Raw genomic sequence first — 17,357 nt, 5'->3', positions numbered from 1 at the left:
GGCCGGACCAGGACGGGGGTACGTCAGACCGCGGAGGGTGCCTCTTCGGCCTCCTCTTCGGCCTCCTCCTCGGGTTCGCGCAGCGGGGGGATCAGCAGGCCGATGGCGAGGGCCAGCGCACTGAACAGGGCGCCGACCCAGAAGGCCGAGGTGTAGCCGCTGTCGCCGTAGAAGGCGGTGCCCTCAAGGACTGTGCTGTCGGAGGCGAGGGCGGCGAACATCGCGGCGCCGAACATCGCGCCGAAGACGTGGGTGAGCATGGTGAGCATGCCGCTGCCCAGGCCCTGCTCGTCCGGGGAGACCGCACCGACGACCAGTACCGGCGCGGCTGCGACGACCAGGCCGCTGCCCAGGCTGGCCACGCACATCGTCCACGTCAGCTGGACCGCGCCGTCGTGGTAGAGGCCCGCCAGCAGGTAGCCGAGGCCCATGATCGCGACACCCGCCCACCAGATCAGGCGGGTGTCCACCCCACGCAGGAAGCGGCTGGCGACAAGGCCGGTGACGAACAGCAGAAGATTCCAGGTGACGCCGACCGTGGCGCTGTGCTGGGCGGTCCAGCCGAAGCCGGCCGAGACGCCGGGGATGTGCGGATAGAGCGCCAGCAGGATGGCGACGACGGGGGCGGTGTAGGCGGCCGCCTGGGCGAGGGCGCCGGAGACGACGGTCGTCGCGACCGAGCGGCGGCGCAGGACCCCCAGGTCGAGGATGGGGTGGCTGCTCGCCCGTTCCACGAGGAGGAAGCCGGCCAGGGCGGCAGCTCCGGCCGCGAGCCAGGCCAGGGTCTTGGCGCTCCCCCAGCCCCAGGACTGACCCTGTCCGACGGCGTAGACGAGGATGGCCAGGCCGCTGCCGAGGACGATGCCACCGAGCCAGTCGAAGCCGGACTCGAAGGCGTGCTTGGGGGTCTCGGGCACGAGCGTCGCCACGAGGACGAAGGAGACGGTGGTGGCCCCGGCCAGGAACCACATGGCGCCCTTGTAGCCCCAGTCGTCGATCAGCCAGCCGGCCAGGAAAGGCGAGCCCAGGGCGACCAGGCCGAGGCTGCTGCCCAGGATGCCGCTGGCGGACTTGACCAGCCGGCCGGGGAAGATGTCGCGCACCGCGGGAAAGGCGAGTGCCGGGAAGGGGCCGTAGCAGGCGGCCAGGCCGCGGCCGACCAGCACCATCTCGAAGCTGCCCGCGGTTGCGGCGATGACGTCTCCCACGACGCCGAGGGCGATCATGCCGAGCATGATCCGCTTCTTGCCGTACAGGTCGCCCAGCTTGATGACGAACGGGCTCAGCAGGGCGGAGACCAGCGTCACGATGAGGGAGAACCAGGCCACCTGCGTCGTGTGGAAGCTCTGTGCCACGTCGGCGGTGGCGTTGGAGCCGAGGATGCCCACCGTCACCAGCAACTGCGTGGGCCAGATGAGGGCGATCAGGACGCCCACCAGTCGCGGGGTCCACTTCTGGCCGTGCGGGGCGGGTGCTGCATCGAGCGAGGGGCTCGCTGACGTCGATGTCACGAGTCCGCTCCTTTCAGGGATCAGCCGGGCGCAGGTGGGGGTGGTGAGGGCAGCGCCGTCGAGGGAAAGGCCAGGTGGCCGCAACACGACAGAAACGTTTCAGCCGTGCGCTCGATGATGAATCCCAACACTTAGTGTGCACTAGGCTTTCGAGGTGTGACTCACGTCACTCCGGAAGGGGTGGCGGGTGACTCGTGAAAGCCCGCGCGCGGTAGGGCCAGGAGCAGCCTGAGATGAGGGTGCAGCCCGGACGCACAGTCACCGCTCTGGTCCGTACGAGCTGCACGGCCTCAAGCCTCTACGGCTGCCAGGTGCGGGACCCGGCCACCACCGCACGACTCACGGCTTGCGGAACTGCTCCACCAGCGCCACATATCCGCTGGCGCCGTGACCTGCGGCCGCCGCTCGCTCGGCAAGCGCCTTGACGAGCCTCGGCAGTTCGGCGTTGACGCCGAGCGACTCGCTCTCCTGGACCACCTGCGCCATCGCCGTCAGGTGGGTGTCGATGGTGCCGTCGTCGGCCGGGTAGACGCCGCTGTCGGCCTGCCGCGCGTACCCCGGCAGCCAGCCGGCCACCGTGTCGATCGCCGTCTGCGCGATGGGGAGATACGCCGTGGCGGACACACCGGTCGTGCCGAGTATCGCGGCGGCGTTGAGGAATCCGTCGAGCATGCCCCACATGAGGACGAGCGTGGCCATCTCGTGCGTGGCCGACAGTCCGGGGTCATCGCCGAGGTGGAGGCCCGTGCCCAGACTGCCCAGGGTTGACTCGTGGGCGTCGTACAGCGGCCGTGGCCCGCTGTAGGCGAGCACGGCGTCGGCCGTGCCGACGGCCTCCGGGACGGCCATGATCCCGCCGTCGAGATAGCCGCCGCCGCGGCGCGCCACCTCCTGGGCGAGCGCTCTGGCGCGCGAGGGCGTGCCCGAGGTCAGGTTCACCACGACCCGACCGTCGAGCGGTCCGTCGAGAACGTCCGCCACGGCGTCGTAGTCCGACACGCAGACCACCACGAGCGGGGCGGACGCGATCGCGGCCGCCGGGGACTCGGCGAGCACCGCGCCCCGAGCCACGAGGTCGTCGGCCTTGGCCCTCGTGCGGTTCCACACGGTCGTCGAGTGTCCCGCGCGCAAGAACGCCCCGGCGAGGGCGCCGCCCATCAGCCCGAGGCCCAGAACCGTGACGGGTGTGCCAGTGCGCATCATGTGCTCCTTCGCTGATCGGTGGCACAATCGTCAACCTTCACACCGGTATGAAGGTCAAGGGGGAACGCCCATGCTGATCGGGGAGCTGAGCCGGCGGACCGGAGTGAACTCGCACCAACTGCGCTACTACGAGGCGCAGGGCCTGCTGGTGCCCGACCGCGCCGACAACGGCTACCGCGAGTACGGCGAGGACGCCGTGCTGACCGTGGCCCAGATCAGGAAACTGCTCGACGCCGGGCTGTCGACCCAGGAGATCGGGTACCTCCAACCGTGCGTCACCGGCGCGGCCCCCGATCTGAAGCCCTGCCCGGAGACCCTGGACCTGCTGCGGGCACGCATCGCCGGACTGGACGAGCAGATCGACACGCTCGTCCAGTCCCGCCAGACACTGCGGGAGTACCTGGCGGCCACGGAGCGGCGGATGGCTAGTTAGCACTCCACTTGCAGTTCACTGTCTCTGCTGGTCAGAGGCAGAGCTAGGGGCGCTGCCTCAAGCGGTCGACGATCGCCCAGTCCACCACGTGCGACAGCTGGATGTACGTCTTCTTCCCCGAACGCGAGGTCCGTTCGGCGCGGAAGCCCAGGAACTCATAGGACTCCGCGTCGAAGATGAGGTACTTGCCCTTCTCGTACGGCCCCTCAGGGTAGGAGATCCCCACCCCGCTGCGCCCGGCGGAGTCCTTCATCCCAGGGGTCGCCTTGACCCCTGGCACCAGGGCCAGCGCCGCGTATGCGGCCGGACGCAGGCCCTCGGGCAGCACCGGCCACTTCAACAGCTCGCCGAGCATGAAGTAGGCGTCGTACCAGTCCCAGGCGGTGAATTCGTCGATCGGCTTGTCGGACGTGCCGACGGCGATGATGCCCCGGATGAGCTGCTCGCGGTCGGTGGGCAGCTTCTTCAGCGCGCTCCATTCCCGGGGCGGCCACACGCCCTCGTTCTTCCCCATGGGCTCCTCCCAGATCACCCGGCCGAGCTCCATGGTCAAGGATCGCTGGGAGCCGTCCACCGAGTCCCAGTTCACGTCCGTATACGTCTTGACCGCGCCGGTCTGCTGCTCCGTCTCCTGGATGACGCGCTTCGAGTAGATGAACTGGTCGTTGCGCGGTGCCAGAGGCTTCTCGTGCCTGCTCGCCAGTGCCGCTGCCCCGTTGAGCACCGTCACAGCGCCGGCGTTGCGCATCCGCGGGGCGTTCGTGCCCGCGCGGTCGGTGCGGTCGCCCTCGTCGGCGCCGTCCGGGGCGATCAGTACTGCCGTGCCCGTGACCGCCACCGTGGCCACCGCGGCTGCCGCGAGGCGCAGCACGTGGCGGCGGCCGGGTGCGGTGTCCGGGTGCTGCTGCGTGCGCGTCATCGTGTTGAGCAGTCGGTGGCGGGCCTGGTCCCGGGCCTCTTCGGTGAGCGGGGCCGCGTCCGCGTTCCAGTCCCGCAGGAGTTCAAGTTCGTCACTCATGGCCGGATGCCTCTCGCAAGATGGTGGGATCGGATCCGCCCAACGCTTCGCGCAGCTTGCTGCGAGCCCGGTGCAGCCGTGATCTGACCGTGCCGATGGGCACACCGAGGGCCTGGGCCACCTCCTCGTAGCCGAGACCGCCCCACGCCACCAGCAGCAGTACGTCCCGGTGCCGTGCGGGCAGTGCGGCCAGTGCCGCCGCCAGTTCACGGCGTACGGCCTGTGCCCCTACCCGGGCCGCGGCCCGGTCGGCCAGCGGCTCCTCGTGGTCGGCGGGAGCCGGGACGCGGGCCAGGGCCTTGAACCGGCGGGCCTCGGCCCGCCGGTGCCGGCCGACCAGGTTGGTGGCTATGCCGAACAGCCAGGGCCGGGCGTCGTGGCCCGTGGTGCGCGCGGGGTCGTACCGGTGCCGCTGCTGGAACGCAGTGGTGAAGGTCTCTGCCATGAGGTCGTCGGCCGGCTCGCTGCCGAGCCGACGGGCCAGGTAACGGTGTACCGCATCCGCGTGCCGGTCGAAGAGCACGGCGAATGCCTCGGGCTCATCCCGGGACCGCGCAATGACCAAGGCATCGCTCTCCGCCCCCGTGCGGACGCCTGGTTCGACGGTCATCGGGGCTCCTCTCATCTGGGGAATGCTTCGAAGGCTTGGGCTTTCACCTCTCATTCGCCCCTCGCCCCGATCCAGTTCCCTCAGTCCCCTTGGCCCCTCAACCCCCGCTACGGCGCCGTAAAGCCCTTCTGGTGGGGTCGCGTCAGGCCAAGTCCCGGCGGCGGCTCACCGGGACGGCGAGCAGATACAGCAGCGGCAGTCGGTGTTCCGCGCCGGGCAGGCGCTGCGGCTGAAGCGGGCAGCTCTGGTGGTGGACCACGAACGCCTGACGCGCCAGGCGCACTTCCCCAGGACGAAGATCCCGGGGAAGTGCGCGCGGCACAGGCGGTGGTACGGCAGGAAGTTGAACGGCACGGCCACGGAGGCTGCTGCGGACACCCCGCCGCGACCGTCACGTCGAAAAACTCAAGGAGCGTCGCCCGAGCGCGGCGGCCGCGTCGGCACCGGCACAGATCCGCCGCCCGAGCGGCCATGTTTAACACTGCGGCCGACGCGGAGGCACTGGAGGTCCCAGCTCTCTCAGACAGCGGCCCTCGGGTTCGTAGAGTCGGCGGCGCGGCGGTATTCAGCGTTGATGCGCTGGGCTTCCTCGAGCTGGTCTTCGAGAATCACGATGCGGCAGGCGGCCTCTATGGGCGTGCCCTGGTCGACGAGTTCGCGGGCGCGGGCGGCGAGGCGCAGTTGGTAGCGGGAGTAGCGGCGGTGGCCGCCGGCGGAGCGCAGCGGGGTGATGAGGCGGTGCTCGCCGATGGCACGGAGGAAGCTCTGGGTGGTGCCGAGCAGGTCGGCGGCCCGGCCCATGGTGTAGGCGGGATAGTCGTCGTCATCGAGACGGCCGTACAAGTCGTCTGCTGTCATCTGACCTCTCTGTGGCACACGTGGAGGGCCCTGGCGCCGTACGGCGCCAGGGCCCGAAGGAACTGCTACACCATCTGCCGGCCCTGTTACTGCGCCGGCCTTCCATCTACGCCCACCCGGCCGAACTGCTGTCGGGGACGCTGGGATCGCGGTTGCTTGACCGGAGACCACCTCACTATCGATGTCCTGCGGTACCCGGACTCAACAAGCCGCCCGGGCGATCCTGATGGCGCCCAATCCCTCCGTTCATTCCCTCAATGCTGGTACTGCTCTACTGCGTACTGCTGGTGATGCGACCTGCTCCGTGGCCTGTCACAGCGCCACTCTTTCGGCAGCCAGCCCCGTCGCCCGTCCTGCGTCTGCTCTGGCTTGGAACCCCACTGCCGAACCTCCCGGTGCGCGCGTCCGCAGCCAGCGCCTTCACCGAGGTACTGCTCACTCACTTCACTGCGGGGTACTGCGAACTGCACTTGCGGGTACTGCACCTACTGAACTGCAACTTCGGTACTGCTCACGGCGGCCCCTGATCACTGCGGGCCACCCGGTCCGGCCGTCAGTCCCGTCACCGTCCTGCACAGCCCTGGCTTCGGAACTCCACCACCGCACCGTCCTGCGTACTGCAACTGCGGGTACTGCTGCCGGCAGTTCATCTCTGCCAGGCCTTGCTGTCTCTCTGAGCTACGAGAGAAACCATAACCACACCGCCACCCAATGTCTACTCCAGCCAAGACAGATTTTCTGCGTGTCCGAAGGGGAGGTAATCGACCTCGAGCCGTGATAAGGGCACCAGATGGAGTCCACCCAGGTCGAGGAAGGCTGAGAAGCGGCTGCTGGGGCAGACCGTCATACGCAAGGCGACGGACCAGTGGGAGCGCGTTGCCGGCTACTGGGTGTGGCGACTGGTGGCGTTCCCACCGGGGCCGTCGGACAGGGCGATGCGGGCCGTGATGTGCTTGCCGACCGGCTCCTGCTCGGTGAACAGGGCTTCGGTCACGGCCTTGACGATCTCCAGGCCGTGCTGGCCGATCCGGTCCGGATCGGTGGCCCGGGCAGCGGGCACGGTGGGGTCGCTGTCCCACACGACAACGTCCACGGCGCGGGCATTGATGCACAGTTCCAGCAGGACAGGACCGGGAGCGTACTTGCGGGCATTGGTGACCAGCTCGCTGACCACCAGCTGCGTGAGGTCCCTCGCGCGAGCGGGCACGGGCAGGTGATGATCGGTCCGGGCCTTCTCGAGGAAGGCGGCAGCGTGATGGCGGGCTTCGGCGATGCAGCCGTCGTACCCGCTCAGGGCGTAGCCTGCGCGCATCAGGTATCCGTTCGCGGTCCTGCAACCGTCACCGTCGGCATCGGCATGAGATCCCACTGGCCTCGCCCTCACTCCCCGTACGCGAGTGCCCGAGTACCCACCCTCCCTGCATACATGGCAGAGACACGTTCGCTTTGGGGCCAGTGGTGCACGAAGGCGAGGAGCAAAGCACCCGCCCGTCGGGGCCCCGCACGCGAAACTCCCCTCGCAGCCGCCACCCTCGAAGACATCGAGAAAACAGGGCCCCACCGGGCCCGTGTGGACACCGCTCACGGGAGGCCGACCCCGCCCCTGGGCCCAGCTATATCCGCACCACAGCATCTGTGCGCACCAGGGAGCCGGACATCCCTGGCGGTCTGGCCGGCTGGGTGCTGATCAGCCGGCGAACGTCGACAAGCCGCTCGCCACCGCACCCGACGGCAGCCCGAGCGCTGCACACAGCGAAAACGGCAGCTGCGGCCACCGGGGGCGCCGCACTGCCATCGCCCACCACAACCGGCACCCGGCCGAGGAGAAGATGGGAAACCCGCCGGGAGATGGGCGCCCCTCCCCGGCATCACCGCCGGCCCGACCAGGTTGCGCACTGTGCTGCAGTACCTGACCAAGGCCCTCCATCGCGGCCGCGTCAAGGGCTGCTTCTCCCAGCGCTCCACCGCAGTCGGCGCCCAATGGGCTCGCCACGCAGGCCGCCCCCTGCCTCTGCTCAGGGTGTGCCTGCCCTGCCGCTGCCCAACGCCCGCCGCTCCGGCATTCACCTGCCCCGCTTGAAAATCGCCCGAGCCCCAGCCCGAGACGGACCCCCGTGGAACCCCGCCCCCACAACGGCCAACGATATCCAGTGAGTCAGGGCTGCCAGCGGTATCCGGCGGGCAAGGAGACGAGCATCGGGTCGGCACGGAACTGGGCGAAGCTGAAGCCTCCGTCTTGGCGGCGGCCATCAGCGGGGTTCCTGTCTGGCCCGCAGAGCAGGGAGGGCCGCTCCCGCGGTGGGTGCGGGAGCGGCCGGTGGGTCACCAGCAGCGGGAGCTGACGTTGCCCACCTCGTTGCCCTTGAGCAGGCCGCCCCAGATGTAGTTGCCATCCAAGAGGTACACCCACTTGTTGTGGGTGTAGCCGTTGGCGGAGACCATGCCGCCCTCGAGCCAGCACACGCCGGTGAGGTTGTGGTTCGCCCCGACGGTGTAGGCGATGCGGTCGTTCGTCGACGGCCCGGTCCGCACATTGCCCTGGACCCAGGTGGTGACCGTCTCGAACTCGGCGCTCACGTTCGTCCGGTCGGCCTGCGGAGCTGTGGCCGCGGAGGCCGGAGCCGCCATACCGGCGGCAGCCATCACGCCCACCGCTGCCGTCATCATGACCTTGATCAGCGGGCGCGAACTCGTCCTGTACATCCTCTGATTCCCCCTGATGGATTCCGGGAGGCCCCGGGCCGGCGGCATCCCTCGTGCGGCCAGCGTCGCCCACCGTAGGGAGCCGTACAAGCCTTTCGAGAATCCCCGAAACGTTGCCGCGACCGCCCGCAGCGGTGGCCGGAAACCGACGTCCGGGGAAGGACATCCGGCCGGACGGTGTTGTGCCGGTCGGAGCACGAACCACGCTTTACCTTCACGACGGGGGTTCCTGTTGACCGGCAGTCGTCTCTTACTGGGTCCGCTGGACGAGGTGCACGTGGAAGTGGCCCGGACTCCCGGCGCCACCCTCTTCCCCGTACTGCACGAGGTGCTGGGAGGTGCGCGGCACGGGGTGCCGGAGCGGTGGCGGAACACCGTCGAAGCCGCCCTGCCCGCCTCGGCCGACGTGATCCGCCCCCTGTTCGGGCCCGGACACCGTTGGCTGCCGGACGTACTGGCGCTGACCGGCGATGTGCGTGCCACCCGTATGGAGACCGTGCTGTCCCAGCTGCGGGAGGTCGACCCGGACGACCTCGCGGCCGAGGTGACCGGGCAGTTCGGCGACGCGGTGCCCCGGAGCTGGCAGCGGGTGCTGGACGACCCCGCGCGTTTCCTCGCCGCGTACCACGAGGTGGCCGATGCCGCCTGGCGGCGCCTGGAGCCGCTGTGGGCGCGGACGGACACCCTGCTGGGCAAGGAGACCGAGCGGGTGGGTTCCGCCGTGGTCAGCCGGAACCTCGGCGCGGTGCTGACCGGTCTGAGTCCTCGGGTGCGTTACGTGGACGGGGCGCTTGAGCTGCCGCAGTGCGCGAGGGACGTCTTCGAACTCGCGGGCCGCCGACTGGTGTTGGTTCCCGTGGTCTCCGCTACGGCCGCCTCGATGCACAGTTTTGACCGCGACGACGTGGTCTGGTTCAGCTACCCGCTGCCCGGACTGGGGCGTCTTGGCCCACCGGAACGGCAGCCCGCGCATGAGGACGGTCTCGCTCAGCTGCTGGGACCGGTCAGGGCGGGCGTGCTCCGCTCGGTGCAACCCCCCGCCACGGTCAGTGAACTGGCCCGCGCGCTGAACATGGGGGTCAGCACCATCACTTACCACTGCGAACACCTGAAGGCAGCCGGTCTGCTCCAGCGCGAACGCTACGGCCGTGAGGTGCGCCAACGACTGACCGGCCGCGGGGCCGCGCTGGTGGAGCTTCTCACGCGTCCGGCCGGGTAGCCGCGACCGCGGTCCGCTGGAGAAGGCCCCAGGTGAACTCCGCGATCACCTAACTCCCTACCCCAGCCCGTCCGGCGCGGTGATCGCCAGTCCCCCGCGGGTCGGTGCCGTGCCCTGGAGCGTCCGGGCGGGGGCGGAGGCGCGGACGGCCTCGTCGACCGTGCAGGATCTCGGGATGAGGTCGTCGCGGGTGCGCAGGGCGGGCGGGGCGGTGTCCGGGGCCCGGTCCAGCCGCTCGTTCCACAGGGCACGGTTTTGGACGAGGGGAATCTTCACGCGGAGGTCGGGTTAGACCGGCCGCTGCGAGAGCTTGCAGTCCAGGTCACCAACGCGGTGGGCCGCGGTGTTCGCAGCACGGATGAGCGGTCGCCGGGAGATTGTCTCCGTGAGGAATGCTGGCAGGCCGCATGCCCTGATGCGACTCAACAGCAGAGCGGGCCATCGCCCCATGGCACGACGGCGGTCTGCGAGGAGCCGGGCCGGAAGGAGACCTCGACGATCTCCTCCCACCGCTCATCGAGCGACGGCTCGGCCTCGTGGACCTCCACAGTCAGGCCCACACGTCCTGTATGCAGACCCGTCGTCAGGAACAAGTGGCCTGGATTCGCGGCACCGCACAGCCGAAGCAGGCGATTGGGGGTGAGCCGCCGCCAAGTCCGACGCTGCGCGCGGTCGGCGGCAGAAAACTGGGCCTCATTCCCCTGGACCGGGACCTGATGGACGCCGTGGATACCGCCGGCCCGGCCACTCAACGAGCTATCGCAAAGTGGGCCGTTGGCCAGGCCCTCGTCAAAGCTGAACTCCATACATTCCAGGAGTCCGCCCGCGCTGTCCAGGCGCTGCATGCTGGAGAGGAGCTGCCCACCCCCTTCGACGACCAGAACAGGGCCTGGGAGTGGTTCTTCACCCAGAAAGACCTTCCGCACACCTTCGTGCACTCTCTGCACGGTCCTGAAGATGACCTGAGGCAGCAGGCCATGGCGATGCCGGCACTGTTCGCCGCCGGGCGGGCTGGGCATGGCGGCAGTCGGAATGACCGCCTTCGCCCTGCGCACCCGCGCCACCCCGTCGGCACGAGCCTCCGTGCCAGGTGTGCTGGAGACCGCTTCGGCGCCGTGACCAGGGCTGTTCGGTGTCGTTGTGCCGGTGGACGTCAACAGGTTTCGCGAGACAGGGGGCATGAGTGGCCGAGCAGCAGACCGCGGTGGTGCGCGAGGCACAACCGGCTCTTCCTGCCCACGTCCGCGAAGCATCCGGCATGCCTACCCGGACCGACGCGCGCTGGGCGTGGCTCCTCAGCGACGGCTTCGAGCCGAGGAACTGGATGCTGGTCCTGGCGCCGCTGTTCGGATGGCACGCCGACGGCGTCACGGGAGCCGGGTGGGGCCTGTTCGCCGCCCTGTTCACCAGCGTGCTGCCCTCGGTGCTCCTCCGCCTGGGGGAACGCCGCAGCTACTGGAGCGACCGGCATGTACGGCAGCGCCAGGATCGTCTGGTGGCCGGCCCCGTTGTCCTGGCCTCGGTCATCACCGGTACAGGGCTGCTGTACGGGCTGGCAGCCACACCTGCCGTCCGTGCACTGGTGGCGGCGATGCTGGCTGTGCTGCTGGTACTGATGGTGATCACCTTCTTCTGGAAGGTGTCGGTGCATTCGGCGGTTGCGGCCGGTGCCCTGGCGGTACTCGCTCTGCTCCACGGGCCGTGGTGGGCCCTTTCCGCACCGCTGGTGGCGTTGATCGGCTGGTCACGGGTGCGGCTGCGGTGCCACACCGTCGCCCAGGTGGCCGTCGGAGCATGCGTGGGCGCGGTCGTCAGCGGCGTGGCCTTCACTCTCCTGCGATGACACAGACAACATAGATGCAAACATTCCTTCTCCCCCCAGCGCCGCCGATCTCTTTCCTTCGCGACCTGGAACAGCGCGCCGAGCACCCGGACGCCGCCTCGACCATCGGTGCGGTCCTGCAACTGTCCGGCACCGTTCCCGAGCTGAGCGACCTTCAGGAGTACGTAGCCGCGCGCCTGCCCCACCTTCCGTGCCTGACACACCTCCTGCACGGAAACGGCCGGCAGGCTCAGTGGGTACATGTCGTTCCCGACCCCGCACATCACGTCGGCGCACGTTGCGTGCCCAGAGGGCCAGAAGCCCTCGAAGCCACGGTGCAGGAGTTGATGCACGTCCCTTGGCCCGAGGGCTTACCGGCCTGGCGCCTGGTCCTGCTGCACGGACACATCCCCGACGGGTTCGCGCTGCTGTACCTGACGCATCACGCCGTCCAGGACGGCGGCACCATCGCCGCGGTCATGGAGTCCCTCTTCGGTCCGGATTCACCCGCCGAGCGGCCCGCGCCGGTAGCGCGGACAGGGTCCGCCGAGCCCCGGCCCGGCATGCGGCAGGTATGGCGCAGCGTCGCCATTCTGCTGCGGCATGCCAGGAAGCACCATGTGTGGACCTCGCCCGTGCACCCCGCTTTCCAGCCGCCGTCGCACGTCGTGGGCACACGTGCCTGTGGGGTTGCTCAAGGCGGCCGCCCGTGCGAGCGGCGGCGCCGGCATCAACGACGTCTACCTCACCGCCTTGGGCCACGCGATCGCCGGGTGGGCGAGCACGGCCTGGCCCCGTGCCGCCCGGACACCGAGCCGTACTGCGCGCGGCCCTTACCCGCCTGCCGCCCGGCTTCTCGGGCGCCTCGTGGCCGCGAGTACCGCCCCGGGCCGGCTCACCCTCGCTGCTTCCTTCCTGGTGATGCGCAAGCGCCTCCGCTATGGCGAACGCGGCCGTGAACCGGATCGATCCCGTCATGTGCTGTCCGCCCGGGGCCCCCTGGCGGTCGTCATGCTCGTCTACGCGGGTGAGGCAAGTCTGTGCTTCCGCATCGACGAAGCCCTCCCCGGCGCCGACACCCTGCCCGGACTGTGGCGGCAGGCCCTGGAAGAGCTGTCGACAGCCGGCCGGCCGACGATCAGCCCCGGAGCCGCTACGACAGCAGGAGCCACACCCGCCCCGGGGCGGTCCGTGGAGTGATCACAGAGCCCGTTCGACACTCCACAGCGGCAGGTGTTCGAAGAGGGCGACGGCCTCCTCACGCCAGCGCGGGCGCCAGCCAGCCGCCTCGGCCGAAGCCAGTTCCGCATAACGGCGCATGTCCGCCCGCAGCTTCTGCTCGACCCCGTGGCTGGTGGCGATCTCCCGGACAGCAGCCACCGTCTCCGGCGTGCAGGCAGAGTCGCCGAGCGCGGCTTCCACCACCGCCCGCTCGCTGCCGCTCACGGCCGCCAGCAGGGCAGCGATGGTGTAGCTGCGCTTGCCGTCGCGCAGGTCACGACCGGTGGACTTACCCATGGTCTGCGCGTCGCCGAACAGGTCAAGGTAGTCGTCCCGCATGGTCTCGTAGATTCCCACGAGCCGCGTGTAGCGGCGCAGCTCCGCCTCGAAGCGGGCCGGCTCCTCCCCTGCGGCCAGCAGGCCCAACTGCAAGGGGGCCAGAATCGAGTAATGGGCGGTCTTGTAGTCGGAGACGGCGTGCAGCAGTTCCTCGGACGGGATGTCGGTGAAGTCCCGCTCGATGTCGGTGATCTGGCCCACGATCGCGGCGGAGGCCGCCGCGGTCAGCACACCGACCATGGCGTGACGGACCGAGAGAGGAGCGGGCGAGTCGAGGACAACCTGCAGGGACAGGACCAGCGCGAGGTCGCCGGCGAGCACGGCAAGGCCGAGCGCTTCCTGCGGACGGTCGGGGAACCTCTCCCTGTAGGCGTAGTAGGTGGAAGGGCCGCCCCGGCGGACGAGGCCGTCGTCGATGATGTCGTCGTGGATCAGCCCGTGCGTTTGCAGCAGTTCGATGCTCAGCGCGGCCTCCTCTAGACCGGGCACAGGATCGGACGTCACCAGCCGGGCCGCCTCGTAGATGAACGCCACCCGCAGCCGTTTTCCGCCCCGCACCGACACGTCCCGCAGAAGGTTGAGGCATTCAGGGGTGAAGCTGCTGGACGACGGGGCATCGAAGCTTCCTGCGAGGTCGCGGAAGTACTGCTCGAACCGTGCGTTGAAGCGGCGTTCGTAGGCGGCGAAGCGCTCTTTGACCTGGTCGGTGGGAAGAGCGATGTCGGTCATGAGGAGGATTCCGTCCGTGATGCCGGAGGCGCGCGAGACCGCAGCGCCAGGAGTCGGATCGTGCTCTGTCCGGCAGGGTGCACCGGACACTTCTGGAGGGTTCAGGAGGTGTACTGGGTGGCGGTGACGGCCAGTCCGCGCAGCGCCCGGGACGCAGCCGGCGGCACAGCGGACGCATCCAACACCCGCATGACCTGTTCATACCGTGAAGCGATCATGCGTTCGGTACGGTGCCGCGCGCCGGTTTGCTCCAGGATGGCCCGCACCTCGGCCGCCCCGTGCTCGTCGAGATCGGCCCGGCCTACCAGGTGGCGCAGGCGACGCTGTTGCGCCGAGGTGGCCGCACGCAGACCCGCAGCGAGGAGAACGGTGCGCTTGCCCTCCCGAAGGTCTCCCAGGCCAGGCATACACGCGCCGTCCGTGCTGCCGAAGACGTCCAGCAGGTCGTCCCTGATCTGGAACGCCTCTCCCAGGGGCAGCCCCAGCGCGGTGCACAGGTCCAGGGTGGTGTCATCGGCGCCGGCGACGGCGGCTCCCAGCTGCAAAGGGCGCTCGACCGTCGCAGTGGCGGTCTTGTAACGGACGATCCGCAACGCCGCGTCAATGTCATCATCGGGGCCGGTGCCCATCACGTCCAGGTACTGGCCATACATCACCTCCTCCAGCATCGCGTCGTAGAACCCGTGCACCGCCCGGCGCCGCTGGACGGACAGTTCGGCGGCGTGCAGCAACTCCTGCGCCCAGATCAGAGCGAGATTGCCGACCAGAAGGGCACCGCCCGCTCCGAGCCGCTCCGCCCGCGAGGACGAACCAAGGCGTGTACGCAGAGCACGGTGCACGGCAGGGCGGCCTCGACGGGTGGCCGAGTCGTCCATGATGTCGTCGTGGATCAGGGCGAACGCCACGAACAGCTCCAGCGACGCCGCCACTTGCAGGACCGCAGCCCTGTCCTCGCTCCCGCCCGCGGCATGCCAACCCACCACACACAACAGGGCGCGGATACGCTTGCCGCCCGCGGCCAGGAAGTCCCGCAGAGTGTCCACGACCTCCGGCGGATGGCTCCTGCCGAGCGCCGCGCGCGCCTTGTCCTCCAGGAAGTCCTCCAGCACCGCATCGACCTGCGCCCGCACAGCACTCAGATCGATCTCCCGAACGTCAAGCACACCCGAAGTCACCGGTCGGCCCTCCCGACAAGACGCACCGGCGAACGGCCATGACTCGCGGGCGACGGGACTGTGCCGCCACGATGGACCGATAGGGGCCGGCTGTCTTCGGATCCCGTCCGGCTATGCGGCCGGACCACCCGTTTGATCTTCATGCTTGATCAACGACCAAGGCGGCCCCAGAGCACGCCCTGACTAGCGTGGACCGTTCTTGTGCTGATCACCTGCTGGACGCAGCAGAGCAGCCGGTGTCCGGCTGTGCTCGCTGTGCGGCGCAGAGGCCGAACTGGACCTGTACTCAAAGGGATCGACTACATTTCTGGAATCGAGGACTGACGCTGGCTCGTCGATCAGTTCCGTGCAGACCGGCCTTCTGCCGCCTCCGGCAGCGGACGCGGAGTAACCGCCGTGCTGTAAGCGTCGTTGAACACGGCATCGCGTGCATGAACATCCGACCCCCACGGATACGCGAGCGAGCCCCGGAACGCATCGGTCCGGGGCTCGCGAGCTGTTCGGGCAGGGCTGCTACAGGTCGAACTCAAGGTGCTCGATGCCCGTGAACCGGACCCCTGCCAGGCTGCCGGCACGGCGGCCGCCGTCGTGGAAGCAGACCTCCTTGAGCGCTGGTGAACCCCCCGTGCACCCCAGCAGTGGGTCGGTGTCCAGTACACCGGGACCGGGAGGGACTTGGCGGGCACGTCCAAGACCAGGCCGCCGGGGGCGGTCCCAGCACCACCCCGGCGGTGTCGACGTCGACGACCGCGATTGGCCCGTTCTCGAGGCGGGGGTCGGTGCCGCCCGCCGGGATGCCAGCCGGTCCGCCTCCGCGCCCGGACGGCGGGACGTCGGTGGCCTGGTGGTGCGCGGCGGGCGGGTCGCGGTGACCGTCAGCGACAACGGGGCAGGGTTCTGGGTGTCCTCGGTGGCAGTCATGGCCGCAACCTCAGGCGCCTGGCCTATGAGCGGCGTCTGCGTCTGTGCCGGGGCGGGCGCGTCGGCGAACGTGGCGGGGCGCCGGGGCGGGGTTCCGCGGGCCGTCTCAGTAATCGGGTGTGCGCCTCGCGCTCCGGGCCGCGCTGCTCGGTCGGCTTCTTCGCCGACTCTCAGCCGGATCCTCTGGCCCGCCGCACCTTCAGAATCACGGCGACGTCGTCCAGCGTCAGGTCGTGCGCGGTGCGCGGCTGCTGTGCTCCTCCGCCGACGGCAGCGTGGAGCAGGACGCGACCAGCGCGTCGACCGCGTCGAACTACTCGGCGTGCGGAGTGCGTACGGGCCGAGAGGCGAAGTTTGGTACTGGCGCGGCTGCCTGGTCGAAACCGCAGCGGGTTGCGTACGGGGGAGGCGATGCGCGGATGCGAAGTGAGTCCCTCCAGTACGCGGGGGGCGTGCCCCTCCCTACCTCGGATGGGGGATCGCGGGCCCGGGCTGAGCCCGGAAAGATCACTTGCGCGTTGCCTGGCCGCGCGCCTTGCGCCGTCTGCCCCTGCCGGTGTCGCCCGGCAAGACGGTGTGTGGTGCCTGCCTGAATCCGGGCGACGGAATGATGAGTCCCGCACGTGAGAGGGAGTTGTCCTGTGCCGCTGACAGCCGCCAACGCCGTGACCGAGATGGACGCCGCGAGCAAGGCCGGAGACCCGCCCGCCGACCAGCTGGTGTCCGACATGATCGACAACAGGGAGGTCGACGGGGTCAACCACCTGTTCCGCACCATCAACAAACTGGGGCCGGACCAGGATCTGACCGGGCTGCCCGAGCGGCTCGCCCAGTTCCTGCGCGAGGCGCAGGCCCCGCCGCCGGACTGGAGCGAGGCCGATGTCCGGGCGGCGGAGGGCTTCTTCGCTCACCACCACGGGGAAGCGTCCATGCTCCAGGGCACGGTCGGCCTCATCGGCACCTACCTTTCTCCCACCGGAGCCTTCACCCTGCGCTCCACGGGCCGACTGGGCGGCGTGGAGGGACCGGGCCGCCGACTGTCGCAGTCCTCGCGGCTGTTCATCGATATGGGCAAGGAAAGCGCCCTGCGAGACCGCAGTCTGGCCGCGACCGTCACGAAGGTGCGCCTGGTCCACGCCTCCGTGCGACAACTCCACAAGAAGAGCGGCGAGTGGGACTACGCCAAGTGGGGAGAGCCGGTCTCCCAGAAGTACACCACCGGCGCCGCCTGCGTCTTCAGCACCCAGATCCTCCAGGGCATGCAGAACCTGGGCCTGCACGTCGCCAAGGACGACGCCCACGGCTTCATGTGTGCGTGGCACTACATCAACCACTACCTCGGCACCCCGGAGAAGTGGCTCCTGCCCAAGAACGCCGACGAGGTCGAAGCGCTGTGGAACGCCCAGCGCGACAAGGAGTGGAAGAAGACCGATGACGGCGTCTACATGACCGCACAGGCCATCAAGTTCTACCGGGACCTCATCGGACCCGGGGCCAGCGACGACGGCGCTCGCCCTCGCCGGCGGCTGCGTGGCCGTGGTCCTCGCTCTCTACACCCTGTCCGACCCCGCCTGGTACGCCGATCCCGCCTACGT

General features: G+C 69.5%; 17 protein-coding genes and 2 pseudogenes. 6 read left to right on the top strand and 13 right to left on the bottom strand.

What is annotated here, in order from left to right:
• Positions 1 to 23 precede the first annotated feature (23 nt).
• The gene (locus ACWD1Z_RS35010) at positions 24 to 1,511 is read right to left on the bottom strand and encodes an MFS transporter (RefSeq protein WP_451124565.1); all 1,488 of its coding nucleotides are present in this window, start codon (positions 1,509 to 1,511) and stop codon (positions 24 to 26) included.
• 339 nt (positions 1,512 to 1,850) lie between these two features.
• Positions 1,851 to 2,711 carry an NAD(P)-dependent oxidoreductase gene (locus ACWD1Z_RS35005; RefSeq protein ID WP_451124563.1) on the bottom strand — a complete coding sequence of 287 codons (861 nt, stop codon included), beginning with the start codon at positions 2,709 to 2,711 and terminating at the stop codon, positions 1,851 to 1,853.
• A 73-nt stretch (positions 2,712 to 2,784) separates the two neighbouring features.
• Here ACWD1Z_RS35005 and ACWD1Z_RS35000 point away from each other — a divergent pair, with 73 nt between their 5' ends.
• A complete protein-coding gene (locus tag ACWD1Z_RS35000; protein WP_451124561.1) occupies positions 2,785 to 3,147 on the top strand; it encodes a MerR family transcriptional regulator in 363 nt (120 codons plus the stop codon).
• A gap of 43 nt (positions 3,148 to 3,190) precedes the next feature.
• Here the strand turns inward: ACWD1Z_RS35000 and ACWD1Z_RS34995 are convergent, their stop codons facing one another.
• The 6 genes from ACWD1Z_RS34995 to ACWD1Z_RS34970 all read right to left on the bottom strand — a co-directional run bounded on the left by ACWD1Z_RS34995 (position 3,191) and on the right by ACWD1Z_RS34970 (position 8,336).
• A complete protein-coding gene (locus ACWD1Z_RS34995; protein WP_451124559.1) occupies positions 3,191 to 4,165 on the bottom strand; it encodes a CU044_5270 family protein in 975 nt (324 codons plus the stop codon).
• Positions 4,158 to 4,775 carry an RNA polymerase sigma factor gene (locus tag ACWD1Z_RS34990; protein WP_451124557.1) on the bottom strand — a complete coding sequence of 206 codons (618 nt, stop codon included), beginning with the start codon at positions 4,773 to 4,775 and terminating at the stop codon, positions 4,158 to 4,160. The genes ACWD1Z_RS34995 and ACWD1Z_RS34990 overlap by 8 nt, the downstream gene beginning before the upstream one ends.
• A gap of 142 nt (positions 4,776 to 4,917) precedes the next feature.
• Entirely contained in the window at positions 4,918 to 5,058 is a 141-nt protein-coding gene (locus tag ACWD1Z_RS34985; protein WP_451124555.1) for a hypothetical protein, read from the bottom strand.
• A gap of 236 nt (positions 5,059 to 5,294) precedes the next feature.
• Entirely contained in the window at positions 5,295 to 5,633 is a 339-nt protein-coding gene (locus tag ACWD1Z_RS34980) for a MerR family transcriptional regulator (protein WP_451124553.1), read from the bottom strand.
• Positions 5,634 to 6,516: 883 nt separating this feature from the next.
• The gene (locus ACWD1Z_RS34975) at positions 6,517 to 6,945 is read right to left on the bottom strand and encodes an ATP-binding protein (RefSeq protein WP_451124551.1); all 429 of its coding nucleotides are present in this window, start codon (positions 6,943 to 6,945) and stop codon (positions 6,517 to 6,519) included.
• A 1,010-nt stretch (positions 6,946 to 7,955) separates the two neighbouring features.
• Positions 7,956 to 8,336 (bottom strand): hypothetical protein, encoded by a 381-nt coding sequence (locus ACWD1Z_RS34970; RefSeq protein WP_451124549.1) that lies wholly within the window; start codon positions 8,334 to 8,336, stop codon positions 7,956 to 7,958.
• A 283-nt stretch (positions 8,337 to 8,619) separates the two neighbouring features.
• Between ACWD1Z_RS34970 and ACWD1Z_RS34965 the strand changes: the two genes are divergently transcribed.
• Positions 8,620 to 9,555 (top strand): ArsR/SmtB family transcription factor, encoded by a 936-nt coding sequence (locus ACWD1Z_RS34965; protein ID WP_451124547.1) that lies wholly within the window; start codon positions 8,620 to 8,622, stop codon positions 9,553 to 9,555.
• Positions 9,556 to 9,612: 57 nt separating this feature from the next.
• Here ACWD1Z_RS34965 and ACWD1Z_RS34960 read toward each other — a convergent pair whose 3' ends face one another.
• Together ACWD1Z_RS34960 and ACWD1Z_RS34955 are read right to left on the bottom strand one after the other, a co-directional pair.
• The gene (locus ACWD1Z_RS34960) at positions 9,613 to 9,831 is read right to left on the bottom strand and encodes a hypothetical protein (RefSeq protein ID WP_451124545.1); all 219 of its coding nucleotides are present in this window, start codon (positions 9,829 to 9,831) and stop codon (positions 9,613 to 9,615) included.
• Between the two features lie 146 nt (positions 9,832 to 9,977).
• Positions 9,978 to 10,574, bottom strand: coding sequence for a hypothetical protein (locus ACWD1Z_RS34955; RefSeq protein WP_451124543.1), 597 nt, complete (start codon positions 10,572 to 10,574; stop codon positions 9,978 to 9,980).
• 164 nt (positions 10,575 to 10,738) lie between these two features.
• On the opposite strand from ACWD1Z_RS34955, the gene ACWD1Z_RS34950 reads away from it, so the two are divergent.
• The 3 genes and pseudogenes from ACWD1Z_RS34950 to ACWD1Z_RS34940 all read left to right on the top strand — a co-directional run bounded on the left by ACWD1Z_RS34950 (position 10,739) and on the right by ACWD1Z_RS34940 (position 12,577).
• Entirely contained in the window at positions 10,739 to 11,398 is a 660-nt protein-coding gene (locus ACWD1Z_RS34950) for a hypothetical protein (RefSeq protein ID WP_451124541.1), read from the top strand.
• 14 nt (positions 11,399 to 11,412) lie between these two features.
• Positions 11,413 to 11,904: pseudogene (locus ACWD1Z_RS34945) on the top strand (wax ester/triacylglycerol synthase domain-containing protein); the annotation flags it as partial.
• Positions 11,905 to 12,055: 151 nt separating this feature from the next.
• Positions 12,056 to 12,577, top strand: coding sequence for a hypothetical protein (locus ACWD1Z_RS34940; protein ID WP_451124567.1), 522 nt, complete (start codon positions 12,056 to 12,058; stop codon positions 12,575 to 12,577).
• On the opposite strand, the gene ACWD1Z_RS34935 is transcribed toward ACWD1Z_RS34940, so the two are convergent.
• The 3 genes and pseudogenes from ACWD1Z_RS34935 to ACWD1Z_RS34925 form a co-directional block, all read right to left on the bottom strand.
• Positions 12,578 to 13,666: a polyprenyl synthetase family protein gene (locus ACWD1Z_RS34935; RefSeq protein WP_451124539.1), complete on the bottom strand. Its 1,089-nt coding sequence runs from the start codon at positions 13,664 to 13,666 to the stop codon at positions 12,578 to 12,580.
• Between the two features lie 101 nt (positions 13,667 to 13,767).
• Entirely contained in the window at positions 13,768 to 14,841 is a 1,074-nt protein-coding gene (locus ACWD1Z_RS34930; protein WP_451124537.1) for a polyprenyl synthetase family protein, read from the bottom strand.
• Positions 14,842 to 15,354: 513 nt separating this feature from the next.
• Positions 15,355 to 15,453 (bottom strand): annotated as a pseudogene (locus tag ACWD1Z_RS34925) (telomere-protecting terminal protein Tpg); the annotation flags it as partial.
• Positions 15,454 to 16,403: 950 nt separating this feature from the next.
• Between ACWD1Z_RS34925 and ACWD1Z_RS34920 the strand changes: the two are divergent.
• Positions 16,404 to 17,357: oxygenase MpaB family protein (locus ACWD1Z_RS34920; protein ID WP_451124535.1), on the top strand; the 954-nt coding region annotated here is incomplete at its 3' end.

The organism is Streptomyces sp. NPDC002784 (genome assembly GCF_053592135.1).
Note: the sequence above shows the minus strand (reverse complement) of the source record. Positions and strands in the feature narration are given on the sequence as shown.

Bases quoted from the DNA above. Each gene is read 5' to 3' on its own strand.
- ACWD1Z_RS35005 (WP_451124563.1), bottom strand. From the start codon at position 2,711: ATGCGCACTGGCACACCCGTCACGGTTCTGGGCCTCGGGCTGATGGGC.
- ACWD1Z_RS35000 (WP_451124561.1), top strand. From the start codon at position 2,785: ATGCTGATCGGGGAGCTGAGCCGGCGGACCGGAGTGAACTCGCACCAA.
- ACWD1Z_RS34995 (WP_451124559.1), bottom strand. From the start codon at position 4,165: ATGAGTGACGAACTTGAACTCCTGCGGGACTGGAACGCGGACGCGGCC.
- ACWD1Z_RS34990 (WP_451124557.1), bottom strand. From the start codon at position 4,775: ATGACCGTCGAACCAGGCGTCCGCACGGGGGCGGAGAGCGATGCCTTG.
- ACWD1Z_RS34980 (WP_451124553.1), bottom strand. From the start codon at position 5,633: ATGACAGCAGACGACTTGTACGGCCGTCTCGATGACGACGACTATCCC.
- ACWD1Z_RS34975 (WP_451124551.1), bottom strand. From the start codon at position 6,945: ATGCGCGCAGGCTACGCCCTGAGCGGGTACGACGGCTGCATCGCCGAA.
- ACWD1Z_RS34970 (WP_451124549.1), bottom strand. From the start codon at position 8,336: ATGTACAGGACGAGTTCGCGCCCGCTGATCAAGGTCATGATGACGGCA.
- ACWD1Z_RS34955 (WP_451124543.1), bottom strand. From the start codon at position 10,574: ATGCCCAGCCCGCCCGGCGGCGAACAGTGCCGGCATCGCCATGGCCTG.
- ACWD1Z_RS34935 (WP_451124539.1), bottom strand. From the start codon at position 13,666: ATGACCGACATCGCTCTTCCCACCGACCAGGTCAAAGAGCGCTTCGCC.